This window comes from Nguyenibacter vanlangensis, assembly GCF_038719015.1.
Lineage (GTDB): Bacteria > Pseudomonadota > Alphaproteobacteria > Acetobacterales > Acetobacteraceae > Gluconacetobacter > Gluconacetobacter vanlangensis.
In genome coordinates this window covers 3,996,171-4,021,175 of sequence record NZ_CP152276.1, presented here as the reverse complement: position 1 = coordinate 4,021,175, position 25,005 = coordinate 3,996,171, and the positions used below count along the sequence as shown (strand labels likewise).

Annotated in this window: 20 protein-coding genes and 1 riboswitch; of the genes, 11 read left to right on the top strand and 9 right to left on the bottom strand. The window is 67.9% G+C overall.

Translation table 11 applies throughout. The features are described 5' to 3' along the window. The first annotated feature begins 700 nt into the window (after nucleotides 1-700). The 3 genes from AAC691_RS18760 (at nucleotide 701) to AAC691_RS18750 (ending at nucleotide 2,282) form a co-directional block, all read left to right on the top strand. Complete coding sequence (locus AAC691_RS18760) at nucleotides 701-1,060, top strand: hypothetical protein (protein ID WP_342628052.1); 360 nt, start codon at nucleotides 701-703, stop codon at nucleotides 1,058-1,060. A gap of 129 nt (nucleotides 1,061-1,189) precedes the next feature. Then, nucleotides 1,190-1,369, top strand: coding sequence for a CsbD family protein (locus AAC691_RS18755; protein WP_176639768.1), 180 nt, complete (start codon nucleotides 1,190-1,192; stop codon nucleotides 1,367-1,369). Nucleotides 1,370-1,583: 214 nt separating this feature from the next. After that, nucleotides 1,584-2,282 (top strand): HAD family phosphatase, encoded by a 699-nt coding sequence (locus tag AAC691_RS18750; protein ID WP_342628051.1) that lies wholly within the window; start codon nucleotides 1,584-1,586, stop codon nucleotides 2,280-2,282. 13 nt (nucleotides 2,283-2,295) lie between these two features. Here AAC691_RS18750 and AAC691_RS18745 read toward each other — a convergent pair whose 3' ends face one another. Next, nucleotides 2,296-2,757 (bottom strand): Lrp/AsnC family transcriptional regulator, encoded by a 462-nt coding sequence (locus AAC691_RS18745; protein WP_176639766.1) that lies wholly within the window; start codon nucleotides 2,755-2,757, stop codon nucleotides 2,296-2,298. Nucleotides 2,758-2,880: 123 nt separating this feature from the next. Between AAC691_RS18745 and AAC691_RS18740 the strand changes: the two genes are divergently transcribed. Then, entirely contained in the window at nucleotides 2,881-4,335 is a 1,455-nt protein-coding gene (locus AAC691_RS18740; protein ID WP_342630272.1) for an aminotransferase class V-fold PLP-dependent enzyme, read from the top strand. Nucleotides 4,336-4,408: 73 nt separating this feature from the next. Here AAC691_RS18740 and thiC read toward each other — a convergent pair whose 3' ends face one another. After that, the gene (thiC, locus tag AAC691_RS18735) at nucleotides 4,409-6,400 is read right to left on the bottom strand and encodes a phosphomethylpyrimidine synthase ThiC (RefSeq protein ID WP_342628050.1); all 1,992 of its coding nucleotides are present in this window, start codon (nucleotides 6,398-6,400) and stop codon (nucleotides 4,409-4,411) included. Between the two features lie 69 nt (nucleotides 6,401-6,469). After that, nucleotides 6,470-6,578: riboswitch (TPP riboswitch) on the bottom strand. 273 nt (nucleotides 6,579-6,851) lie between these two features. On the opposite strand from thiC, the gene AAC691_RS18730 reads away from it, so the two are divergent. The 3 genes from AAC691_RS18730 to AAC691_RS18720 all read left to right on the top strand — a co-directional run bounded on the left by AAC691_RS18730 (nucleotide 6,852) and on the right by AAC691_RS18720 (nucleotide 9,709). Then, complete coding sequence (locus tag AAC691_RS18730) at nucleotides 6,852-8,222, top strand: sugar porter family MFS transporter (RefSeq protein WP_342628049.1); 1,371 nt, start codon at nucleotides 6,852-6,854, stop codon at nucleotides 8,220-8,222. A gap of 101 nt (nucleotides 8,223-8,323) precedes the next feature. Continuing rightward, a complete protein-coding gene (locus tag AAC691_RS18725; protein WP_342628048.1) occupies nucleotides 8,324-8,452 on the top strand; it encodes a hypothetical protein in 129 nt (42 codons plus the stop codon). Nucleotides 8,453-8,563: 111 nt separating this feature from the next. Next, nucleotides 8,564-9,709, top strand: a complete 1,146-nt coding sequence (locus AAC691_RS18720) for an aminotransferase class I/II-fold pyridoxal phosphate-dependent enzyme (protein ID WP_176640507.1) — start codon at nucleotides 8,564-8,566, stop codon at nucleotides 9,707-9,709. Between the two features lie 36 nt (nucleotides 9,710-9,745). Here the strand turns inward: AAC691_RS18720 and AAC691_RS18715 are convergent, their stop codons facing one another. Beyond that, the gene (locus AAC691_RS18715; protein ID WP_342628047.1) at nucleotides 9,746-11,089 is read right to left on the bottom strand and encodes a cytosine deaminase; all 1,344 of its coding nucleotides are present in this window, start codon (nucleotides 11,087-11,089) and stop codon (nucleotides 9,746-9,748) included. After that, nucleotides 11,089-12,453, bottom strand: coding sequence for a cytosine permease (locus tag AAC691_RS18710; RefSeq protein WP_342628046.1), 1,365 nt, complete (start codon nucleotides 12,451-12,453; stop codon nucleotides 11,089-11,091). Before AAC691_RS18710 ends, AAC691_RS18715 begins: the two co-directional genes overlap by 1 nt. Before the next feature lie 263 nt (nucleotides 12,454-12,716). Here AAC691_RS18710 and AAC691_RS18705 point away from each other — a divergent pair, with 263 nt between their 5' ends. Next, complete coding sequence (locus AAC691_RS18705; protein ID WP_342628045.1) at nucleotides 12,717-13,757, top strand: MYG1 family protein; 1,041 nt, start codon at nucleotides 12,717-12,719, stop codon at nucleotides 13,755-13,757. 333 nt (nucleotides 13,758-14,090) lie between these two features. Continuing rightward, nucleotides 14,091-15,731: a hypothetical protein gene (locus AAC691_RS18700; RefSeq protein WP_342628044.1), complete on the top strand. Its 1,641-nt coding sequence runs from the start codon at nucleotides 14,091-14,093 to the stop codon at nucleotides 15,729-15,731. Nucleotides 15,732-16,136: 405 nt separating this feature from the next. On the opposite strand, the gene gluP is transcribed toward AAC691_RS18700, so the two are convergent. After that, nucleotides 16,137-17,369 (bottom strand): glucose/galactose MFS transporter, encoded by a 1,233-nt coding sequence (gluP, locus tag AAC691_RS18695; protein ID WP_342630271.1) that lies wholly within the window; start codon nucleotides 17,367-17,369, stop codon nucleotides 16,137-16,139. 560 nt (nucleotides 17,370-17,929) lie between these two features. On the opposite strand from gluP, the gene ppk2 reads away from it, so the two are divergent. Continuing rightward, entirely contained in the window at nucleotides 17,930-18,844 is a 915-nt protein-coding gene (gene ppk2, locus AAC691_RS18690; protein ID WP_342628043.1) for a polyphosphate kinase 2, read from the top strand. 82 nt (nucleotides 18,845-18,926) lie between these two features. On the opposite strand, the gene AAC691_RS18685 is transcribed toward ppk2, so the two are convergent. Continuing rightward, entirely contained in the window at nucleotides 18,927-19,565 is a 639-nt protein-coding gene (locus AAC691_RS18685) for a LysE/ArgO family amino acid transporter (RefSeq protein ID WP_342628042.1), read from the bottom strand. A gap of 77 nt (nucleotides 19,566-19,642) precedes the next feature. On the opposite strand from AAC691_RS18685, the gene AAC691_RS18680 reads away from it, so the two are divergent. Then, entirely contained in the window at nucleotides 19,643-20,554 is a 912-nt protein-coding gene (locus AAC691_RS18680) for a LysR family transcriptional regulator ArgP (RefSeq protein WP_342628041.1), read from the top strand. Between the two features lie 67 nt (nucleotides 20,555-20,621). Here AAC691_RS18680 and AAC691_RS18675 read toward each other — a convergent pair whose 3' ends face one another. The 3 genes from AAC691_RS18675 to AAC691_RS18665 all read right to left on the bottom strand — a co-directional run bounded on the left by AAC691_RS18675 (nucleotide 20,622) and on the right by AAC691_RS18665 (nucleotide 24,938). Continuing rightward, nucleotides 20,622-22,130: an NADH-quinone oxidoreductase subunit M gene (locus tag AAC691_RS18675; protein ID WP_342628040.1), complete on the bottom strand. Its 1,509-nt coding sequence runs from the start codon at nucleotides 22,128-22,130 to the stop codon at nucleotides 20,622-20,624. 159 nt (nucleotides 22,131-22,289) lie between these two features. Then, nucleotides 22,290-24,224 carry a DNA mismatch repair endonuclease MutL gene (mutL, locus tag AAC691_RS18670; RefSeq protein WP_342628039.1) on the bottom strand — a complete coding sequence of 645 codons (1,935 nt, stop codon included), beginning with the start codon at nucleotides 24,222-24,224 and terminating at the stop codon, nucleotides 22,290-22,292. 9 nt (nucleotides 24,225-24,233) lie between these two features. Continuing rightward, the gene (locus AAC691_RS18665; protein ID WP_342628038.1) at nucleotides 24,234-24,938 is read right to left on the bottom strand and encodes a YkgJ family cysteine cluster protein; all 705 of its coding nucleotides are present in this window, start codon (nucleotides 24,936-24,938) and stop codon (nucleotides 24,234-24,236) included. Nucleotides 24,939-25,005 lie beyond the last annotated feature (67 nt).

Genomic DNA, 25,005 nt, shown 5'->3' with positions numbered 1-25,005 from the left:
GCCGAAAATGACCGCGCCGCCGTCACGTGGCCGGCGCAACATGTGTCCTGGATTGTCCGCTTGCTGAACGGGCCGATACCGGAGGCGGGGAAGGGCGAATCGTCCAGCCACGTCATGACGCATCGACCCCGACCGGTAAGTCCCGGGCCGGTAAATTCATTATCCCCGGACGGGGGCGCCTGAACGAAAACACAGCCTCCTGTAACGCGCCGGACACCATCCGGGCAAAACCCGACAAGATCAAGGTCCCGCGCCGGCAGGGCCGCAAAATTCGCTCCATTTTCCGCCGATGGCCGGCAATCCGGGCATGCGCCGGCGACATGGCCCGTCATCCGCCGCAATCCGACTCGGCAAGATCCGAAACTGTCGCTTTATGTTACACGAACGGATGATCGTGGAGTTAATTCCAGTTCATCTTCCAGGGCAGGAACCGGCCGTTCCGGAAAATTTTCCCGGGAAAACCGCGAAAATTCCGCCCTGGCGCGTCCGGTCATGTCGTGTCATCCGCAACATAAAATATCGCCAAGCTACATTGTCCGCCGGTCCGCTCACAGCGGCCCCGCTCATGGCGCCCACCCATCAGCCCCATCCATCAGCAACAACGATCCACGCTCCCGGCCGGTTACATACGGTTTCTTTCCCTGGCCGGCCCGGGGCCGCACAATCGGCCGACCTGACACTGCACCGCGCGGACCCGATCATGACCCATTCCCGCCTCCTCCTGTGCTGCCTGCTGCTGGCAGTTCCGATGCTGGCCGCCTGCGGCGACGATGGCGGCGATTCCGCCAGTTGCGGCCCCGGGTCCGGCCAGGGCGGAATGGGCGGCCATCATCGCTTCGGCGGCATGGGCAGCGGCATGGGCTTCGGCGGCGGAATGGGCGGTGGAATGGGCGGGGGAGGCATAAGCGGGGGCGGCCGGATGGGCGGCATGGGAATGGCCGGCGGAGATTTTTCCGGCGGCATGCCCTGCGGCGGCACGCATGGACGATCCGTCGCGGCCTCCGGCAGCGACGGCGACGGGGCCGGCCACGGCGTGACCATCGGTGACGAACAACCCTGATAGGGCAAGCTGATCCGGCATGCTCACAACGCCTTGACCGGACCGGTGCCGTTCCGAACTATCCGCCGTGCCGGACGTTGAAGCGCGTGCCGGCCTGTGGCCGGTATCCGTCATGACGGAGGAACGGACATGAGTGGTTTGAAGGACAAGCTGAAAGGCCATGCCGATACGATGGTCGGCGAGGTCAAGCGCGGCGTCGGCAAGATGACCAACAATCCGGGCCTGGAGGCCCGCGGCACCGCCCAGAAACTGAAGGGCGTGGCCGAGAAGGCCAAGGGAGCGGTCAAGAGCGCGGCGGACAGGTTCTGACGGCCTGACCCCGAACGACTCGCGACAGATGAACCGGCACGGGACCGGACGGCGCCACGCCGCCGGCCCCGCGCGTGCGTCGGCATCCCCAAAGGTTGCCAGGGAGTAGTTTAAGGGAAGTGGTTACCACAGGCCGGCCGGCCCGCTATGATCCCCGCCGTCCCCATTTCCGGGACATCTTCCCCAGCCCTCTTCGTCAATGACGGGATGAACGATGCCGGATGCGTCTCCTTTCCAGCCCCGCCCGATCGACGGCGTGATCTTCGACATGGACGGGCTGCTGCTGGACAGCGAGACCCTGGCGAACGAAGCGCTGGTCGGCGCCGGGGCCAGCCTGGGCGTCGACATCCCGCCCGCCTTCTGCCGGCGGCTGGTCGGCGTGCCGGCCGATGGCTGCCGCGCCCTGGTGCGCGAGGCGTACGGCCCCGATTTCCCGCTGGAGACGTTCTTCGCCCGGCAGGAAGCCCATCTCAGCGCCCTCGTCGCGGCCGGACGCCTTGTGCTGAAGGCCGGCGTGGAACCGCTGCTGGACTATCTGGACCGGGAATGCCTGCCCCGCGCGATCGCCACCTCGTCCAGCCGGTCCCGCACCGACCATCATCTGGCGCAAGTCGGGCTGGACCGGCGCTTCGATGCCATCGTCACCCGCGACGACGTCACGCGGGGCAAGCCCGACCCCGAACCCTACCTGACCGCCGCGCGGCGCATCGGCCAGGCGCCGGAACGCTGCCTGGCGCTGGAGGATTCGCACAGCGGCGCGCGCGCCGCCCATGCGGCGGGGATTCCGGTGATCGTCGTGCCCGACCTGCTGGACCCGACCGAGGATATCCGCGCCAAGGCCCTGGCCGTCATGGACGATCTGCATGCCGTGCTGGACTATGTCCGCCACGCCCGCGCCGCCCATCCGTCATAGCGACCTCGCCCCGTCACAGCGGCAGGTCCCGCCGGTCGCAGATCGCCTCCATCGCCATGTAGGACGTGACCGTATCCAGTTCGACCTGCGCGATCAGCCGCTGATAGATCTCGTCGAACGCGTTCATGTCCGTGGCCACGACCTTCAGCATGTAGTCGTACTCGCCGGCGATGCGATAGAAATCGATCACGTTCGCAATGGCGGTGACCGCATTGCGGAAACGTTCCAGCCATTCGCGCGAATGATGGCGCGTGCGCACCAGCACGAAGACGGTCAGCCCCAGCCCCAGCGCCGCCGGATCCAGCCGCACGGTCTGGTGCCGGATCAGCCCGCGCTCGCGCAGCGCATGCAGCCGCCGCCAGCACGCATTCTGCGACAGCCCCACGATATCGGCCAGCTCACGTTGCGACAGCGCGGCATCCCGTTGCAGGGCCCGCAGCAATGACAGATCAAAACGATCCAGTTTTTCGTCCATACCCGATCATATGACCCAAAATATCCCGTTTCAACGCAGAGAAGGATAAAGTTTCTTCGCCATTTCCCGCCTAATTTCACCTCGGACATATTGCACGCGGACCATGACGGGATGGATGACAGGATGCCGGACCAGCAGAACCCTTTCGCCACGTTCACCGCCTCATTGCAGGCGCACGACCTGGCGGCCCTGCGGGACGGGGTGATCGGCGAAGGCGCGCCGATCGACGGTCCGTTCGGCGTCCGGCCGCTGCTCTATGCCGACTACGTGGCCTCGGGCCGGGCACTGCGGCAGATCGAGGATTTCGTGCTGACGCGCATCCTGCCCTATTACGCCAACAGCCATACCGAGGCCTCGTTCTGCGGGCAGCAGGCCAGCCGCCTGCGCCGGGCGGCACGGGCCGAAATCGCCCGGCTGTGCGGCGCGGGCGCCGGTTTCTCGACGATCTTCACCGGCTCGGGCGCCACGGCGGGGCTGAACCGGCTGGTCCATCTGCTGGGCGCCGGCGATGCCGGGGCGGCGCCCCTGGTGTTCATCGGCCCCTACGAGCATCATTCCAACATCCTGCCCTGGCGGGAAAGCGGCGCCGAGATCGTGGAAATCGCCGAGGACGCGCACGGCGGCCCCGACCTGGCGCAGTTGCGCGCGGCGCTGCAGGCGGCCGATCCGCACCGGCTGAAGGTCGGCGCCTTCTCGGCGGCGTCCAACGTGACGGGCATCGTCACCGACATCGACGCGGTCAGCGCGCTGCTCAAGGCGCATGGCGCGCGGGTGGTCTGGGATTATGCCGGCGGCGGCCCCTACCTGCCGATCGACATGCGCGCCGGCACGCCGTTCGAGAAGGACGCGGTCGTGCTGTCGCCGCATAAATTCATCGGAGGCCCCGGCGCGTCGGGAGTGATGATCGTCCGCGACGCGGCGGTGTCGCGCCGCACGCCCACCTTCAGCGGCGGGGGCACGGTGCGGTTCGTCTCGCCCTGGGGCCATGACTATGCCGAGGGACTGGCCACGCGTGAGGAAGCGGGCACCCCGAACGTGATCGGCGACATCCGCGCCGCCCTGGCCTTCCTGGTCAAGGAGGCGATCGGCCAGGCGCGGATGGATGCGCGCCATGCCGAACTCTACCGAAGGGCGCGCCAGGTCTGGGACCGCAATCCGAATCTCGCGATCCTGGGCAACCCGCGGGCCGAATCCCGCCTGCCGATCTTCTCGTTCCAGGTGCGCGACCCGCGCCATGGCGGGCTGATCCACCAGCAGCTTTTCACGCGCATGCTGTCGGATTGCCACGGCATCCAGGCCCGCGGCGGCTGCGCCTGCGCCGGGCCGTACGCGCACCGGCTGCTGGGAATCGGCCAGGCGGAATCGCACGCCCTGCGCGACGCGATCCTGCGGGGCGAGGAACTGCGCAAGCCCGGCTGGACCCGCCTGAATTTCAGCGTGCTGATGACCGACGAGAAAGCCGACCGGATCATCGCGGCGGTGGACGATCTGGCGCGCGCGCCCTACCCCACCGCCGATGCCTACCAGGCCGACCCGGCCACCGCCCGGTTCCGCGCGGCCGAGATCCCGGCCGCCTGACCGGACGACCGGGTCAGGACGGCCGGGCCAAAAAGGGGGCCGGCCAAAGGCAGTCGGAAACGACGATACCGGGTCAGTCCCCGACCGGCGCGCCGCCCACCGCCACGTCGATGTCTCCGCCGCCCGCCCGGAAACGCGCGCCCATTTCCGCCAGCCCGGCGGCGATCTCACCCGGCGACAGCATCCCGTCATTTGGAGTACTGTCATTTTGGGCACTGTTATTCTGGGCCCTGGCGGCGTCGCGGATATCCTGGCTGATCTTCATCGAACAGAATTTGGGACCGCACATCGAACAGAAATGCGCCGTCTTGTGCGCTTCCTTCGGCAGGGTCTCGTCATGGAAGCAGCGCGCGGTCTCCGGATCCAGCCCCAGGTTGAACTGGTCCTCCCAGCGGAATTCGAAGCGCGCGCGCGACACCGCGTCGTCATGCAGCCGCGCCGCCGGGTGCCCCTTGGCCAGGTCGGCCGCATGGGCCGCCAGCTTGTAGGTGATCACCCCGGTCTTGACGTCGTCGCGGTCGGGCAGGCCCAGATGCTCCTTGGGCGTGACGTAGCAGAGCATCGCGGTGCCGAACCAGCCGATCATCGCCGCCCCGATCGCGCTGGTGATATGGTCGTATCCCGGCGCGATGTCGGTCGTCAGCGGCCCCAGCGTATAGAACGGCGCCTCGCCGCAATGGGCCAGTTGCTCGTCCATGTTGGCCTTGATCTTGTGCATCGGCACATGGCCCGGCCCCTCGATCATCACCTGGCACCCATGGTCCCAGGCGATTCGGGTCAATTCGCCCAGCGTGCGCAGCTCGGCGAGCTGCGCCGCGTCGTTCGCATCGGCGATCGAGCCGGGGCGCAGCCCATCGCCCAGGCTGAACGTCACGTCATAGGCCCGCATGATCTCGCAGATCTCGGGGAATCGTTCGTACAGGAAGCTCTCGCGATGATGAGCCAGGCACCATTTGGCCATGATCGACCCGCCGCGCGAGACGATCCCGGTCACGCGCGCCGCGGTCAGCGGAATGAAGGGCAGCCGCACCCCGGCATGGATGGTGAAATAATCCACCCCCTGCTCGGCCTGCTCGATCAGCGTGTCGCGGAACACCTCCCAGTTCAGGTCCTCGGCCACGCCGCCGACCTTCTCCAGCGCCTGGTAGATCGGCACGGTGCCGATCGGCACCGGGCTGTTGCGGATGATCCAGTCGCGGATATTGTGGATATTGCGCCCGGTCGACAGGTCCATCACCGTATCGGCGCCCCAGCGCGTGGCCCAGACCATCTTGTCCACCTCGTCCGCCACATGGCCCAGCACCGCGGAATTGCCGATATTGGCGTTGATCTTCACCAGGAAGTTGCGGCCGATGATCGTCGGTTCCAGCTCGGCATGGTTGATGTTCGCCGGAATCACCGCCCGGCCCCTCGCCACCTCGTCCCGCACGAATTCTGGGGTGACGAAATCCGGAATGCTGGCCCCGAAATCCTCGCCGTCCCGCAGGGCGGCGTCACCCCGTTCCCGGCGCAGATTCTCCCGGATCGCCACGAATTCCATTTCCTCGGTCACGATGCCGGCGCGCGCATATTCCAGTTGCGTCAGCCCCCGCCCCGTTCCCTGCCCCGTCCCGTGCCCCGTCCGGGCCCGGCGGACGACGCGCCGGCCGTCGTCGAACGCAGGGGCCAGCAGCGCGCCCGTGGCGCCGCCATTATCCTCGCTCCGCACCTGGCGGGGCGCCGCCACGGGCTCGGCGTCGCCCCGGCGGACGACCCAGGATTCGCGCACCCGATCCAGGCCGCGCGCGATGTCGATCGTGGCAAGCGGGTCGGTATAGGGACCCGAGGAATCGTACAGGGTCACCGGCGGCTCGCCCGCGCTGGGATGCAGGTCGACCTGGCGGAACGGCACGCGCAGGCCGGGAAACAGCACGCCGGACTGATAGACCTTACGCCCGCCCGCCCGGGGCCCGACGGTGACGTCACCGGTCGCGGGAGCCCGCGTCGGCCGGCGCGGCGCGGCGTCCGCCGAAACCGTGCCCGCACCCGCGTCCGAAAAGGCGTCTTTGGGGTTATGAATGTTCATGGCGCGTTCCTCGTTGGCGTTCGAGGGGCCGCGCCGGCGCGAAATGTCATTCCCGCAACGCCGTCCCGGCGCCGCGCTCAATTCCCATCCCTTCGCCGGCATGACCCGGATCAGGTTCGACGGGTCAGGGGCTCGCCCCTCTCTCAGCCGCCCTGATGCGACTCCCCGGAGAACAGGACGAACCATAGACCCCCGGCCACGGGGCGGGTCAAGCCCGATCCATCCCGCCTCCCCATCCAGGCTTCCGGCCACGGCCCGATGCGACGTCACATCCGCGAGACCGCCTTGGCCCGAGACCTCCCAGGCCCGCTCCCCACGGGCGAAAACCGGCGCAGCAGGTTCCCCCCGGGTCGGCGTTTCTTCATCACAAATGCGTCGGCAGGCGGCAAGCCGCGCCTTTCTGACCGTGTTATTGTTTGATTTTCGTACGGTCGTTTCATAGATTGCAGGAATGAAACAAGAAAACCGATCAAACGCCAATTTGATTGTCGACGTGATTGCGGGAATTTCAGCCGCCGGTGGGTTATTATTCGGTTATGATACCGGCATTATTTCCGCCGCACTGTTGCAGATCGCACCGCAATTCCATCTGGGCATTGCCGGGCAGCAGATCGTCACCTCGGCGATCATCGCCGGCGCCCTGCTGGGCTGCATGGGCTCGGCCCCGCTGTCGGACTGGGGCGGCCGCCGACGCACCGTCATGGCGGCGGCATGCGTCTTCATCGTGGGCACCGCGCTGGCATCGCTGGCCAACAATGTCGTGATGCTGACGCTGGCCCGCTTCGTGCTGGGGCTGGCGGTCGGCGCGGCGTCGCAGATCGTGCCGCTCTATATCTCGGAACTGGCCCCTGCCGCGCGGCGCGGACGGCTGGTCGGGATGTTCCAGTTGGCGGTGGTGTCGGGCATCCTCGTCTCCTTCATCACCGGCTACGTGCTGCGGCACGAAAGCTGGCGGCTGATGTTCGGGCTGGGCATCATTCCGGCGGTGGTGCTGCTGCTGGGCATGGCGTTCCTGCCCAACAGCCCGCGCTGGCTGGCCATGCGCGGCGATTTCGAGGGCGCGCGCGGCGTGCTGCGCCGGGTCCGTCCCACCCACAACATGGCCGAACGCGAATTGCAGGACATCATCGACGCCCATGACCGGCAGGCCCCCTGGTCGGAACTGGGCAAGCCGTGGATCCGGCCGGCCCTGGTGGCCTCGGTCGGCGTCGCGCTGCTGTGCCAGCTCAGCGGCATCAACGCGGTGTTGTATTACGCGCCGACCATCTTCTCCGGCGCCGGTTTCGGCCAGGGCTCGGCCCTGCTGACCTCGGTGGCGGTCGGCGTGGCGATGATCGCCGCCACCCTGATCGGCAATTGGGCGGTCGAGGCCATCGGCCGCCGGGCCTTGATGCTGCGCCTGCTGCCGGGGGCCAGCGTGGCCCTGTTCGTCCTGGCCGTCCTGTTCCAGAGCGGCCGCACCGACGGGCTACATGCCTGGCTGATGGTCGTGGCGCTGCTGGCCTATGCGGTCCTGAATGTCGGCAGCCTGTCGGTCGCGATCTGGATCGTGGGGGCCGAGGTCTATCCCCTGTCGGTACGCAGCAAGGGCACCAGCCTGGTCGCCGCGTCCCATTGGGGGGCGGACCTGCTGATTTCGCTGACGACCCTGTCCTTGGTCCAGTCGGTCGGCGCCGGCGGCACCTTCCTGCTGTTCGGCGCGATCAACGCGCTGGCCTTCCTGTTCGTGCTGCGCTTCGTGCCCGAGACCAGGGGCCGGTCGCTGGAAGAGATCGAAGCCAGCCTGCGCGAAGGCAGCTTCGCCCGCCCGCCCATCGCATAGGCGGCCGGCCGGACGAGGTCGGCAGGCGTGAAACCCGGGCAAGCGGCCTGACCGCCCGGGATTGCGACGCGCTTCACGCCCGCGCCAGGAGCGGGGTGGCAATGATCCTGACGGACTTCGCCGACAGGCCCTATGACGCCCGGGCCTTTTCATGCCGCGATCCCGAGGGCCATATCCGGCATGTCGCCAGCCAGCGGATCCCGTTCGAACGGACTCGTTCGAACGGGTGAAGATGCGCTACGACCCGTGGGGCGGCCCGAGGGGCGGCCGGCCTTGTTCCCCGCACCGCCACCGATTAAGCCGGGCCGACCCGCCTTTCGCCTCTTGTCCTGGATGCCACGATGACCGTCCCCCGGATCGATCCGTTCCACGCCGTCACCCTCAGCACGCTCGCGCATCGCCTGGCCGCCGAGGGACGCGACATCGTGCATATGGAATTCGGGCAGCCCTCGACCGGCGCGCCCAAGGCCGCGATCGCCACGGCGCACCGCGTGCTGGACAGTGATTCCATGGGCTATTGGGAAAGCCCGCCGCTCAAGGCGCGCATCGCCCGCCATTACCAGGAAACCTACGGCGTGACGGTAACGCCCGAGCAGATCTGGCTGACCTGCGGCGCGTCGCCGGCCTTCGTCATGGCGCTGCTCTGCTGCTTTCCGGTCGGCGCGCGCGTGGCGCTGGCCCGTCCGGGCTACGTCGCCTATCGCAACACGCTGCGCGCGCTGCATCTCGAACCGGTCGAGATCCCCTGCGGCCCTGATGCGCGCTTCCAATTGTCCGCGGCGGCCCTCGCCGCGCTCGATCCGCCGCCGGCGGGCGTCATCCTGGCCAGCCCGGCCAATCCGACCGGCACCGTGCTGTCGGCCGGAGAAATGCAGGCCATCACCGCGCTATGCCGCGCGCGGGGCATCCGCATCATCTCCGACGAGATCTATCACGGCCTCAGCTATGTCGGGCCGGTGCGCTCGGTGCTGCAGGACGAGCCCGAGGCGCTGGTGGTCAACAGCTTCTCCAAATATTTCAGCATGGCGGGCTGGCGGCTGGGCTGGCTGGTGGTGCCGCCGGCGCTGATCGACGCCGCCCAGACCCGGGTGGGCAACATGTTCCTGACCCCGCCCTCGCTCAGCCAGCATGCCGGCCTGGTCGCCTTCGACTGCCGCGAGGAGCTGGAGGGCCATGTCCGCATGTATCGCCGCAACCGCGACCTGATGCTGGAACGGCTGCCGGCGCTCGGGGTCTCGCGGATCGCCCCGCCGGACGGCGCGTTCTACATCTATGCCGATATCGGCCACCTGACGCAGGACAGCCTGGCCTTCTGCACGAGATTGCTAACCGAAACCGGCGTCGCCACCGCGCCGGGCCTGGACTTCGATCCGGTCGAGGGCAATCGCTTCATGCGCTTCAGCTTCGCGGTCTCGACCGACCGGCTGGAAGAGGCCCTGGCGCGCATGACCCCCTGGTTCGCCCGCGCGCATGAAGACGCGCGGTAGACACGCACGGCAAGGCGGACCGGCAAGGCGGGCCGGCTATGCGGACGCCCGCGACTCTCCCGCCCCTTGGTCCACTCCCTGGTCCGCCAGGTCCAGCACCTGCACCCCGTCCAGGTCCAGCGTCGTGACGCGCGGCGGCGTGGCGGCGATCACCCGCCCGGCGCGCAGCACCGCCAGCCGGGCGGGCCGCAGGCGCAGCGCCTCGATCGGATCGGCCGCCTGCAGCACCACCAGATCGGCCGGCCGCCCGACCGCCAGCCCGTATCCGTCCAGCCCGATCACCCGCGCCGCATCGCCCGTCACCGCGTCGAAACAGCCGCGCAAATCCGCCTCGCCCATCAGATGGCCGACATGCGCGCCCATCGCCGCGACCTCCAGCATGTCGTGGCTGCCCAGCCGGTACCAGGGATCCATCACGCAATCATGGCCGAAGGCGACCGGCAGGCCGGCCGCGCGCAATTCCCGCACCCGGGTCATGCCCCGCCGCTTGGGATAGGTGTCATAGCGGCCCTGCAGGCTGATATTGATCAGCGGATTGGCCACCACCCCCAGGCCGGCCTGCGCCATCAGCGCGATCAGCTTGTCGGCATAGGCATTGTCCATCGAATGCATCGAGGTCAGGTGCGAACCGGTCACCCGCCCCTGCAGGCCGAACCGCACGGTCTCGGCGGCCAGCGTCTCGACATGGCGCGAGGCCGGATCGTCGGTCTCGTCGCAATGCATGTCCACCGGCAGGCCGCGCTCGGCCGCGATCCGGCACAATGCCGCAATCGAGGCCGCGCCGTCGGCGGCGGTGCGCTCGAAATGCGGGATGCCGCCCACGACGTCCACCCCCATCTCCAGCGCCCGCGCCAGCAGCGCCGGCGCCGCCGGATTGCGCAGATACCCATCCTGCGGAAAGGCCACCAGTTGGATCTGCAGCCAGGGCCGCATGTCGGCGCGCAATTGCAGCAGCGCCCGCACCGCGCGCAGGTGCGGATCGCCGATATCGACATGGCTGCGGATCGCCAGATTGCCCTGGGCGATGGCGATCCGGCACAGGCGATGCGCCCGGTCGTACAGGTCGGCCTCGTCCATCTCCCGCTTGAATTCGCCCCACAGCGCGATCCCTTCCAGCAGGGTGCCGCTGGCATTATGGCGCGGCCGGCCGGCCGACAGCGTGCTGTCCAGGTGGAAATGCGCATCGACGAAGGGCGGCGTGACCAGATGCCCCGCGCAATCCATCTCCTGCCGGGCAGCGGCGTCGATCCGGGGCGCGATGGCGGCGATCCGCCCGCCATCGACCGCAATATCCACCCTCCGTCCATCCGCCAGGCGCCCCCGGCGCAGAATCAGGTCGAACACCGGGTCGAACACCGAGTCAAATATCGGATCGGGCATCACGCAATCTCCGGCACCGGCCGGGCCACGCGGCCGCGCCGGACCAGCAGCGCCTGCCCGGCCGCCGCGGCCACGAACCCGACCAGATAGCCGATATCCACACCGCCCAGCGCCCGCGCCACCGGCCCGGTATAAAGCGGGGTGGCCGAAAACAGCAGGATGGTCAGCACCGTCACCCCCACGAACAGGCTCGCCCCCGGCGCCCACCCGTCCGGCGCGTCGTCACGGGGGTGCGCACGGCCGCGACCATACCAGTCGGCCAGCACGATTCCGCACCAGGGTGCGATCCAGTACAGCGCCAGCAGCAGGTAATTCTCGTACAGGGCCGCGAACCGCCCCGCCCCCGCGACCGACAGCAGATAGGCCAGGCCCGCCGTCACCCCGGCGCTCAGCGGACGGCTCAGGCGGATGCCGGCGGACATCAGGGCATAGGCGGCGGTATTGTCGTTGGCGGCATTGATCGCCACCGACGACAGCGCGATCGCCGCCAGCGCCAGGGGCGCCAGCGGGCCGGCCAGGTGGCCCAGCCCGGCAATGACCGCGCCGGGCGAGGCATCCCCCATCGCCCGCGCCGTCAGCAATCCGAACATCTCCATCATCAGGGCCGAGGCGCACACCCCGCCGAAGGTCAGGGCAATGATGCGGCGCGGCGGCGTCCCGCGCGGCAGATAGCGGGTATAATCCGACGCATAGACCGCCCAGGCCAGGTTGAAACTGGCCACCGCCCTGATCGCCAGCGCCAGGTCGGCCCCCCGCGCCGTCCCGCCAGCCAAGCCCACCTCGTGCGGCAGCGGCGGCACGGCGCCCAGATGCAGCAGCGCGAATCCGCCGGAACACGCAAAGGCCGCCAGCAGCACCCAGCCGAGATATTTCTCGATCGCCTGCACCACGTCGTGTCCCGCCGCGCCGGCCAGCACCTGCGCCAGCGCCAGCAGCCCCAGCGCCAGCCAGAACGGCAGCGCCACGCCGCAGGCGCGCGCCAGCAGCACCAGCGCGACCGTGGACGGCACGTTGTTCACCGCGTCCCACCCCACGCAGCTCGCCCAGTTGATCAGCGCCGGCACCCGCTTGCCCGCCATGCCGAAGGCCAGGCGCGAGGCCTCGATCTGCGGCAGCCCGGTCGCCGGCCCCATGGCGGCACACAGCGCCACCGGCAGGCCGCCGATCACATTGCCCGCCACCAGCGCCAGAAGCGCCGTCCGCACATCCAGGCCCATCAGGCCGACCAGCACGCCGATCACCCAGGCGGACGGGGCCAGGTTGGGGGAGAAATGGCTCCAGAACACCCGGTCGATCGCCATGGTCTGCAGTGCCGGATCCAGCGGACGCTCGACGATCCCCCGCCCCGATGCCTCGATCCGCATGATGCCGCACCCGCCCTTCCGATCCGTGTCCCGGCCGAAATGATCCGCCAGGACGCGCCGGATTGCAAACGCCGCGTCCCGCCCCCAGAGGCACCCCCCAGAGGCGCCCTCCAGAGGTGCCTCTCAGGGGAGGACCGACAGGCCCGGCAAGGAATATTGTCTGGCCACGAATATTGTCTGGCGGCCGCCCGTGCGGCATGACGGGGCACGATCGGCAATCCACCCTCGTTTGCCAGCCCCCTCGTTTCTCAGCAGGTGCCCCTATGCCAGAACACACGCCCATCGGTCTCGAAGATGAAACGGCAACCGTCAGGGCGCTGACCCATTCGGGGAATTTCCATGTCGACGAAACGCTGGGCTACGTCATCCTTCACTACGCGCTCGCGCCGCAGGGGGACCTGCGCGGCCGCGTGCTCGCCGAAACGCCCATCGACCGGCTCGATTTCGCGCGCACCCGCGCGCCCGACCGCATCCGCTCGGCCGACATCGTGTTCGACGTGGGCGGCACGTACGACCCGTCCAACGGCCGATACGACCACCACATGAAGGACAAGCCGCTCCGCGCGGACGGCACGCCCTACAGCGCCGCCGGATTGCTGTGGAAGGCGTACGGCGTCGCGGCGCTGCGCAACATCCTCGCCACGCCGCTCGCCACGCCGATGGACGCGGACGGACTCGCCGCGCTCTGGCAGATTATCGACCAATCGCTGGTCCTGCCGGTCGACCAGGACGATAACGGCGTCGCGAAGATGGGAAAATTGTCCCTGGCGGACATCGTGTCGGCCTGCGGCCCGGCCTGGGATACCGCCGAACTCCACGGTCCGGAAGCGGCCCGTGCGCGCGAGGCCCAGGGCTTCGCGAACGCCGCCGTCGCGGTGGCCGCCCACCTGGTCAACATGGTCGACCGCGCCCGCGCCGGGCTGAAGGCGGCGAACCGGGTGATGGCGGCCTACGACCAGGCCGACGACAAGCGCATCCTCGTCATGGAAACGGGAATGCCCACCGAGAAGGTGATTTTCGAGCACGACCTGCCGGTCGTCTACGTGGTCTCCCCGGCCAGCCCCGACCAGTGGAACGTCAAGGCCATCCCGCCCAAGCGCGGCGATTTCGGCCAGCGCGTCTCCCTGCCGGAAGCATGGGCCGGCCTCGAGAGGGACGCCCTGGCCAGGATCTCCGGCGTCCCCGACGCCGTCTTCGCCCACCCGGCCCGCTTCATCTGCGGCGCCGCCAGCCGCGACGGCGCCCTGAAAATGGCCCGCCTGGCACTCGAGATCGACGCCGCCTCAAAACAGCCCGCCACTTGACACCTGACACTCCGAGCCGGACCCCCAACGGTCCGGCTTTCACCCCCATGGCCGCTGACCGACCACCATCAACCGCCACGCACACCATTCCATCACTCAAGCGGGATAAACCATTGTCCCCAAAAATAGGCATCGGCTCGCATAGATCATAGGTCCGGGTTGTGAGGGGAGCGGCATGGCGGTTATCGGGGAGGGGTGACCGAAAGCAGCCATTCAAGATGTTCACGTTCATGACAGCCTACGACCAATCAGCATCGTTGACCTCAACTTCAGCTTTTGCTGAAATCGGCCATAACGTCGCGCAAATCGCTGGGTCGGCTATCCGGAGGCTTCATGATTGATCCGTTAGAAGAAAAGTATTCGATCAGCCTCTATGACGTTCTTGATCTATGCTCCAATGAAGAGCTCACTCCAATCGTGGATCTTTTGGTTAGTTCGCCCTTCAGTTATCTAAGACACTCGCGCGCCTATCTGCGTTATCAGCCCGACCACAGCACCTATCGGGACCAGATAGCCGATGAGATATATCGCCTGGCGCTTTTCCTAACGGAAAACTTTTCGGCGCAAGCGGGTAGCATGGCGGGTCGCAAGCACAGCTATGACGAACTTCTGTTTGCAGCCTGCAAAAAGATTGGCATCCCCACTGCCGGCCTCGATGTCGCCCAGCGTGAGGCTATCCTCATCAACGTGTTCGCCAAGCAACATCTTCTAACGGCGGAGCCTGAAGCTCGCGCTGCACTGGTCAGGGAGGCCGCGAGTGCGGCCGGCAAGTCGGCGGCGGGTGTGCTGAGCACAGACGCCTGGGTTCCATTTGTCTCAGCTCTGGTCGAGATAGCCTACTTGCGTGGGATCGTGGCCGCAGACGGACGACTGCCAAGTCCCGACAGCCGGGCTCTGGCAATTCGATCTGAGCCGGACACCGCAGTCAGCATAGTCGGCGATGACGGCCGGCATGCTTTCTCGCTCGCTGCGATCCCGGAGGAATCGGCTCGGGATTGGTCGTTTATGGTCCCTGATGGCCGTACAAGAAGTCAACTGGCGCCTTTGCTGACAGCATTGCAGCCTCTTTTCAGTGCGGAGCAGATGCTCTCGGGGAAGAATATCTACAGCGCGAAGGCTGCGCTTTCCTGGAGCGACAAAGTGGGTGGTTATGTCGGGGTGGCCAAGGGCCACAAGGGTATGGTCGATCTTCACCAAGTAACGGCTATCGGCATTTCCGGCCCAGCCATCTTCATGACCGCCGCCACCGCGATAGCTCAGCAGCAGCAGATGCAACGCATTGAGGAGGCGCTCGACGAGATCAAGACGATGCTTGCCGATGTCTCGCGCTTTCAGCAGGACGAACGCCGTTCAACGCTGACCGGCTCCATTCGCTATTTTCGGCAGGTCGCGCGGGCGGTTCTCTCCGGCGAACTGGCGCCTGAAGTTTTGCACACGATCGAGCAGCACGAGGCTAAACTCAACAAGGTGTATGACCACCTCGTCAAGGATCTGCAGGCCGCAACCGAAGCACTCCGCGCGGTGAAGAAGGATACATTTGGTTCTAGCAAGTACCTCAAAGCGCTTCAGGATGTTCAGGCAACCGTGATGAGCTGCTATGATGACATCCTGCTTTGTCTGCGTGCGCGTGCCTGTGGCTTTCAGCTGATGTCCGCTTATCCCGGACGCGAAATCGGGAAACAGGCGCGGTACGAAGCCATCGCCGAGGATTTCCGTCCGTTTCTACCCGCAGGTGAGGCTACGATGGCGATTGATCGGACCCTGCGCGAGAAACTTCAGGCGGTGTCATCATACGAGAGCAAGGCGCCTTTCCTGGCCCGTGAGAACGCTCTGTTCGACAACCTCATTGTTGGCAATCGCGCCATCACGGCAGCGATTGCACCTGCATTTTCGGTGGGAGCCCACACGGACGATTCCCTCGTGCTCGATTTTCGGGTGCAGGCAGGTGAAATTGTCGGTGTACGCCTCGGTTAGAGCGCGGCAGGGCCTCGGTCGGGTTTTTAACGCGTTCCGCCTCGCCCCTTTAAATGAAGCGGCAGGTCCCGTCGAAAGCCGCCGTTCGGCGAAGAAGCGACGAACGGCGGCAAAGTCCCAAACTCCGTCTATTGCGGCTCGCCTGACAATGTCAGCTTTCGGGCAACCGGCATAACTGCTTGGGAGTCTGACACGAGGCGAAAGCCGCAGGTCTCCTTTCTTCGCGTTTAGTCCGTTACCCGGCATGCCTCCCGACGCCCTACCGACAGAACCCGGGCAATCGCCGAATTTGCCGGCGACATACCCAACCCATTTCCCACGCGAGCGCCAATCCGGATACGACGCCCGACCGATCAAGGCACATAGCCCCGCCTCGACCCCAGGGGAGCCGACGAAACAGCACCCTCAGACCGCCTCGCCCGCCTCATCCCGCCCGCGCATCAGCCCGAAATAGCCCAGGATCACCAGATAGGCCGGCACGGCCACCAGCACGAAGGCGGCATGCGTGCCCCAGCCTTGCGCCAGATGGACATAGAGTTGCGGCAGCACCGCCCCACCCGAAAACGCCATGACCAGCAGCGCCGTCGCGTGGTCGGCATGGCGCCCCATCCGGCGCATGACGACGGGAAACAGCGCCGGCAGGATCATCGCATTGGCAAATCCCAGCAAGGCGACGCAGAGCACCGAGACCAGGCCGGCGCTGAACCACACGGCGGCGCACAGCACCAGCCCCATGACGCAGGACAGCGCCATATAGCGCAGTTGCGACACGAAGCGCGGCACCACCACCATCCCCGTCAGGTACCCCGCCATCATCGCCGCCAGGGTCAGCGCCGTCAGATATTTGGTGACATCCAGCGACAGGCCGACACTGCGTCCATACATGCCGATGGCGTCACCCGCCAGGACCTCGACCCCGACATAGAGGAACATCGCGAACACGCCCAGCGCCAGGCCGGCCAGGCCGCCGCTCCCCGCCCCGGCACCAGCCACTGCGCCCGCCTCATGGCCCCCGCCCTCCAGCGCGATCGGCGGCAGCGGCGAGCGCAGGACCCACACCGCCATGCCCGCCAGCAGCAGCGCCATCGCCAGATAGGGCGCATGCACCGCATGGGTGAAGCGCGCCAGGATGGCGTCGCGCGCCGCCTGGTCCGGCGCGGCCTGGACCTGCGCCGCGATCCCGCCGATATCGCGCATCACCAGCCACGCGAAGACCAACGGGGCAACGATGCCCGCGCATTTGTTCGCAGTCCCCATGATGGCGATGCGCTGCGCCGCCCGCGCATGCGGGCCCAGCAGGCTGACATAGGGATTGATGGTGATCTGCAGCAGCGACAGCCCCGCCCCGATCACGGCCAGCCCGGCCAGCGCGCCGGGATACCAGCGCGCGGTCACGCATTCGCCGAAGACGGCCGAGCCGCCCGCCATGACCATCAGCGACACCGCCATGCCGGTTTTCAACCCGGTGCGGCGCGCCACATAGGTCGCGGGCAGCGGAAAGACGAAATAAGCCAGGTAGAAACAGGCCGGCACCAGGAACGCCGCCACGTCGCTCAGATTGAAGGCAAGCTGCACGAAGGTGATCAGCGGCCCGTTCAGCCAGGTGACGAAGCCGATGCTGAAGAACAGGATCGCCATCACGACGATCGGCCGCCAGCCATAGGCCCCGGCGGGGCCGCCGACGGCCAAATGACCTGTGTCCGGGCTGACGACGGCCGATCCGTCGATGGACGAAAGAGTCACCATGCAGCTCCCTGCTTCGCGCGCCCCGGGCGACGGACCGGAACAGTCCGCCATGCACCCGTCTCGCCCCACCCCGACCTTTTGGAGTACGCAAAGTTCTATTGGCAGGAAGATAGTTTATCAACCGAAATAAAAAATAGGACGTCTTTGCGGGCGAAGACCGATATTTCCGGCAGGCCACGGCCAGATCCTCGGCACGCTCAGCCGCAGCGCGGCCGGCCTGGCCGCGCATCATGGCCTGTCCGGCCATGAAAAGGCCTGATCGCGCCTGCAACACCGTAACAGTTTGATGAAATTTTAATCCCGCCCTCCCGGCCCGGCGGCGCGCGCGCTATGCAGGCGGCTCGGACACGGGCCTGCATCCCGTGCCGCAAGCGCATCAGCCGTTCGGCCGGACCGGCCGGCCGGTCCGGGATGCGCATCGACCCCACCAGCCGGAGCGAGGATTGACGGTTATGCGGCAGAGCCACGGGCAGGACATTTCCCCGGCCGACGCGCGCGAACGCATGCGCGACGAGATCCTCGACGACTTGGACGAGGAAATCGAGCTGGAACTGGATGACAGCCGGCTGGCCGGAGCGGACTCCGACGAGAGCGCCGCGTTCCGCAAACACTATTTCCGGGAATTGCTGCGCCTGCAGGGCGAACTGGTGCAATTGCAGGACTGGGTGAAAGAGACCGGCCACCGCATGGTCATCATCTTCGAAGGCCGCGACGCCGCCGGCAAGGGCGGGGTGATCAAGCGCATCACCCGGCGCCTGAACCCGCGCATCTGCCGGGTCGCCGCCCTGCCCGCGCCGAATGACCGCGAACGCACCCAATGGTATTTCCAGCGCTATGTTGCCCACCTGCCGGCGGCGGGCGAGATCGTGCTGTTCGACCGAAGCTGGTACAACCGCGCCGGTGTGGAGCGGGTCATGAATTTCTGCACCGACTCGGACTATGCGGAATTCTTCCGCTCGGTGTCCGAATTCGAGCGCATGCTGGTCCGCAGCGGCATTCAGTTGGTGAAATACTGGTTCTCCATCACCGACGAGGAACAGGAAATGCGCTTCCGCGCGCGGATCGAAGACCCGCTGAAGCAATGGAAGCTCAGCCCGATGGACCTGGAGAGCCGGCGCCGGTGGGAGGCCTATACCCTGGCCAAGGACGAGATGCTGGAACGCTCCAACATCGAGGAAGCGCCCTGGTGGGTGGTGCCGGCGGTGAACAAGAAGCGCGCGCGGCTGAACTGCATGGCGCATCTCCTGTCGCTGGTTCCCTATGCCGAGGTCACCAAGCCCGAGGTCATCCTGCCGGAACGGGTCTATCACCCCGACTATACCCGCCAGCCGACCCCCGAGGGAATGATCGTTCCCCAGCTTTACTGACGTGATGGCCGGACCGATGGAATGACCGGGCGGTTTTCACCCCGCCCGGTCGATCAGGTCGCCGGTCCGCCGGATTTCGGCCTCACAGCACCAGCTTCAGCGGACCCAGGCCACGCATGACCAGGTTGGCGGCCAGGGCCAGCATGATCGCCGCGACCGCGCCGTCCAGCACCCGCCAGGCGGCCGGCCGCGCGAAGAACGGGCCCAGCAGCCGGGCGCCGAAGCCCAGCGCCAGGAACCACAGCAGGCTGGCCGTGCCGGCACCGGCCACGAAGCACGGCCGCGCCGCCAGCGGCAGCGCCCCGCCGACCGCGCCCATCAGCAGCACCGTATCCAGATAGACATGCGGGTTCAGGAAGGTGAACGACGCGGCCCGCGCCAGGGTCCCGGCCAGGCTTTCCGGCCCGTCGGGCCCCTCGGCCGCCAGCGCGCCGGGGGCGACGGCACGGCGCAGCGCCCCAAGCCCGTACCAGAACAGGAACGCCGCCCCGCCCAGGGTCAGCCCCCCGACCAGGCCCGGCACGGTGCGCAGCAACGCGCCGACCCCGGCCACCCCGGCCGAGACCAGCGCCAGGTCCGAGAGGGCGCAGAACGCCACGACGGCGGCGACATGCCGGCGGCGCAACCCCTGGCGCAGGACGAAGATATTCTGCGCGCCGATCGCGACGATCAGCGCGGCCGTCAGCCCGAAGCCGCTGAGATAGCTGGAAAGCGTGAACATGGGGCCTTCCATGGCCGGGGAAAGCAGCGTAATCCAGCTTCATTTTCTATATTCGATTAAGGACAGCTAAATTCGCCATGCTCGATTACGCCGCATTGGCCGCCCTGGCCGCCGTGGTGCGCGAAGGCAGCTTCGAGCGCGCGGCCGGCGCGCTGGGCGTCACCCCCTCGGCCGTGTCGCAGCGCGTGCGCGCGCTGGAGGAACGCATGGGCGCGATCCTGGTGGTGCGGGGCCAGCCCTGCACCGCCACGCCGGTCGGCGCACGGCTCTGCGCGCATGTCGAGCATGTGCGCCTGCTGGAAGGCGAAATGGCCTCCGCCCTCCCGGGCCTGGCGGAATTGTTGCCCGCCGCCGGCCCGCCGACGATCCGCGTCGCCGTGAACGCCGACAGCCTGGCCACCTGGCTGGTGCCGGCCATGGCCGCCTTCGCCCGGCGCGGCGATCGGCTGGTGGACCTGGTCGTCGCGGGCGAGGACCATACCGCCGAACGGCTGCGGTCCGGCGACGTGCTGGCGGCCGTGACCACCGACCGCACGCCCGTCCAGGGCTGCCGCACCGTTCCGCTGGGCGCGCTGCGCTACGTGGCCACCGCGTCGCCCGATTTCATGGCGCGCTGGTTCGCCCACGGGGTCGATACCGCCGCCCTGGCCCGCGCGCCGATGCTGCGCTTCGACCGGCAGGACCATCTGCAGGAACGATGGATGGCGACGCTGGGCACGGTCCCCGAAACCCTGGCGTCCCGAGCCCCCACCCATTGGCTGCCCTCGACCAACGCCTTCGTCGACGCGGCGCTGGCGGGGCTGGGCTGGTGCATGAACCCGCTGCCGATGGTCGCCGGCTACCTGGCGGCCGGCCGGCTGGTCAGCCTGATGGACCAGCGTTTCCTGAACGTGCCGCTCTACTGGCAGCATGTGCGCATCGGCACCCGCCTGCTGGACGCGCTGACCCGCGAAGTGGTCGCCGCCGCCCGGGACAGCCTGCTGCGCTGACGCGCCGCCATCCCGCCATGCGCCCGCTCACCCGGACGAACTCTGCTTGCAGGCCCGGCTTGCAGGCTCAGCGCAGCGCGAGATGCAGCTTTCCCGCCGCGGCCGCCTGGGCCGGCGGATTGAAGGCCCCGACCACCGCCGGGTCGAAGACGCGCAGGAAACTGCCCGGATGGATGCCCATCCACAGCGTGACCAGCGCGCAGGGCACCAGCACCGCCAGTTCCGGCGCCGTCAGGTCGCGCAGCATGGCCACCACCCCGTGCCCGGCCGTCCCGAACCAGATCCGGCGATAGAAGACCAGCATATAGACCGCCCCCAGGATCATGCTGCTGCCGGCCAGCAGCGCGACCCAGAACGAGACATGGATGGCGCCGACCATGACCAGCCATTCGCCGACGAAGGCGCCGGTACCCGGCAGGCCGACATTGGCCATCACGAACAGCATGGCCAGCGTGGCCAGCACCGGCATCTTGTGCGCCACCCCCGAGAAAGCGTCGATCGAGCGGGTTTCCGCCCGCCAGGCCACGGCGGCGACGCAGAAGAACAGGGCGGTGATGATCACGCCGTGCGACAGCATCTGGAAGATGGCGCCGTCGACCCCCTCGGGCGTCAGGGTGAACAGCCCGACCGCGACCAGCCCCATATGCGAGAATGAGGAATAGGCGATCACCCGCTTCATGTCCGTCTGCGCCAGGGCGATGATGGCGGCATAGATCACCGCGACCACCCCCAGCGCCAGGATATAGGGCGCGAACAGCCGCGCCGCGTCGGGAAACATCAGGACCCCGAAGCGCAGCAGCCCATAGGCCCCGGCCTTCGACAGCACGCCCGACAGCAGCGCGGTGGTCGGCGTCGGGGCCTCGGCATAGGCGTCGGGCAGCCAGGCATGCAGCGGGAAGAGCGGCAGCTTGACCCCGAACGCCACCACGAAGCCCAGCAGCAGCCAGCATTGCAGCGCACGCGGGAAATTCAGGTGCATCAGCGCCGGCACGTCGGTCGTGCCGGTGACGTTCCACATCACCAGCAGCGCCAGCAGCATGAACAGCGACCCGCCGAACGTGAACAGAAAGAACTGGATCGACGCCCAGACGCGGCGCGGCCCGCCCCACACACCGATCATCAGGCTGCCCGGAATCAGCGTCGCCTCATAGAACACATAGAACAGCACCAGATCCAGCGCCGAGAACAGTCCGACCAGCGTGGTCTCCAGCAGCAGCACCGCCAGCATGTAGTCGCGCACCCGCGTGGTCACCAGCTTCCACCCGCCGATCACCGCCAGCGGCGTCAGAAAGGTCGAAAGCAGCACGAACAGCAGGCTGATCCCGTCCACCCCGGCATGGTACGACACGCCGAAGGACGGCGCCCAGTCCAGTTGCTGCACGAACTGAAAGCCGGGCTGCCGGGGATCGAACTCGCCCCACATCACCACCGACAGGGCGAAGACCAGCAGGCTGGTCCACAGCGCCACCCAGCGCGACGCCCCCTCGACCGCTTCGGCTGTGCCGCGCATCAGCAGGATGGCCAGGGCGCCGCCCAGCGGCAGATACGTGACAAGCGGGAGCAGGATGGGATGCACGTCGGTCTCATCGTCCGTGAAAAGATGCCGCCGAGCCTATCGCCGTTCCGTCGGCGAGACCAGCCGCGCGCCGCTCACGTTCTGCCGAGCAGCGACGATTCCGCTTGCAATCCGCGCAACCGCCCCGCCATCCCGGCGTTTGTCCCGTCCCTTTGGCGGCTACCGGCGGCCGAACAGTTTTTCCAGGTCCGCGCGGCTCAGCTTGATCCAGGTCGGCCGCCCATGCGAGCAGGTGCCGGCCCGCGGCGTGCGCTCCATGTCGCGCAGCAGCGCATCCATCTCCGCCCGGTTCAGGCTGCGGCCGGCCCGCACGCTGCCGTGGCAGGCCATCCGCGCGATCACCGCGTCCAGCCTGCCGTCCAGGGCCCGCGCCTCGCCCGGGCCGGCCAGATCGTCCTCGGCCAGTTCCTCGGCCAGGTCGCGCAGCAGGGCGGCCGGATCGTCGGTGCCCAGCAGCGCCGGCAAGGCCCGCACCAGCACCGCGTCGCCGCCGAAGGACTCGATCTCCACCCCCAGCGCCGCCAGCGTCCCGGCGAAGGACATCAGCAGCTCGGCCTGCCCGCGCGGCAGGGTCACCACGTCCGGCAGCAACAGGCGCTGCGCCCGCAGGGTGCCGTCCAGATACTGCGCGCGCAGCCGCTCATGCGTCAGGCGCTCATGCGCGGCATGCTGGTCGACCAGCACCAGCGACCCGTCGCCCGAGACCGCGATGACATAGGTCCCCATGACCTGCGCCACCGCGGCCCCCAATGGAAATTCATCCGGAAGAAACGCATCCGGCGGCAATCCATCCAGGGCCCGGACCGACCCGCCGGGCATGCCGGGCGGGAACACGGGCTCCGATCCCGATCCCGGGCCGGGCGCCGGGCCGTGCACCGAATCGGGCGCCGTCGGCCCGTCCAGCATCCGCGCCGCGGGGCTGGCGCCCAGTTCCAGCCGGGCGGCGAACGGATCGCGCCCCGGCGCCGACAGGATCGGCACCGAATTCCCCCGCACGGACGGCGCGTCGGGCGGCGGGTACCAGATCCGCGCCGGTGCCGCCACGCGCGATTGCAGCACCCCCGGCCGAACCCCGGCAACGCCCGCGCCGCCGCCCAGTGCGCGGCCCAGCGCGCCGATCACCAGCCCGCGCACCGATGCCGCGTCGGCGAAACGCAATTCCGTTTTCGCCGGATGGACGTTCACGTCGACCTGATCGGGCGGAATCCGCAGCGACAGCGCGACCACCGCATGGCGCCCATGCTCGATCACGTGGCGATAGGCCACGCGCACCGCGGTGCGCAGCACCGGATCGACCACCGGCCGGCCATTGACCAGCAGGATCTGCCCCGCCGCCGTGGCCCGATGCACCGACGGGCCGCAGGCGAAACCGCTCAGTTCCAGTTCGCCCTTGCGCCCCTCGACCGGCAGCATCCCGTCCGCACCTTCGGCGTCGAGCAGCGCGGCAACACGATCCGCCATGTCCTGCGCCGGCAGGTCGAACACCACCCGGTCATCCAGTTGCAGGCGAAACGCCACATGCGGCACCGACAGCGCCAGGCGGCGCACGGTGATGTCGGCATGGCCGGATTCGACCCGCGGGCTCTTGAGGAATTTGCGCCGCGCCGGCGTGGCGAAGAACAGATCCTCGACGACCACCCGTGTGCCCGGCGGCCCGGCGCAGGGTTCCGGCGCGCCGACCATCCCGCCTTCCACCGCGATGCGCCAGGCGCCGTCGGCCCCGTGGGGGCGCGAGGTCACACGCAGGCGCGCCGCCGCCCCGATCGAGGGCAGCGCCTCGCCGCGAAAGCCCAGCGTGTCGATCCGCACCAGGGTCTCGTCGCGCAATTTCGAGGTGCAATGCCGCTCCACCGCCAGCATCAGGTCGTCCGGCGTCATGCCGCACCCGTCATCAACGACTTCCAGCCGGTCGATCCCGCCCCGCTCCAGCAGCACCGCGATGCGGCGCGCCCCGGAATCGATGGCATTCTCGACCAGTTCCTTCAGCGCCGCCGCCGGACGCTCGATGACCTCGCCGGCCGCGATGCGGTTGACGACCTGTTCCGACAGGCGCCGGATCACCGGGCGGGCAGGCAGGCTGGACGAGTCGATCATGGGACCAGACTAGGGATTATCGCCCGCCGCATCCAGCAAGGCGCCGGGAAACACACGCTCCCCCGTCCGCCAGCGCCGCGCCGCGTCCGGCCCCTCCAGAAGAACGCGCGCCGCCGCATGCAGGAAGACCGGCCCGGAATCGAGGCCCAGAGACTCTTCGATCGATTCGAGACGCTTTTCCAGGGCAAACAGAAAAATCATGAGCTGATGCGCGGCGTGCGCACCGTCACCCTGGTATCCCAGATCCTTCTCGCAATAATCGCCTTGCCTGCACAGCGCCAGGTCGAAACTGTAATAGCCACGGCACACCATCGGGCGGCTCTGATAGATCGCGCACGCGCCGTCGAACAGAAACGGGCAGAAAGAGCTGCCCGAAACCAGCCTGTTCCTCAAAATCTCGAATTGGTCGGCGGAAAAGATCCGGCGCGCCTCCGCCATCGCCAGAATGGCGAAGACCGGATTCACCTGGATCAGACTGTGGCAGCACGTATCGCATCCGGCCCGGCAGGCCAGGGCCTTCACCGGAACAAGATGCCGCAGCGTCTCGGCAACCTCGTCGCACAGGCCGAGCAGGTTTCGCGCAAGCCGCAGGATGTCGGCCTCGGTCGCGGCGGTATCGAGACCGGCCCTGAACGCGGCATCCGCCTCGGCCATCCTGTCCCGCATATGGGCAAGGGGCGATGCCGGTCGGGACAGGGCGCGACCATCGCTCATCAAGAGGCCCAATCCGCCTTACGCCGTACCGAATGCCACCGCCGCGCCGCCGAAACCGCCCGGAAAG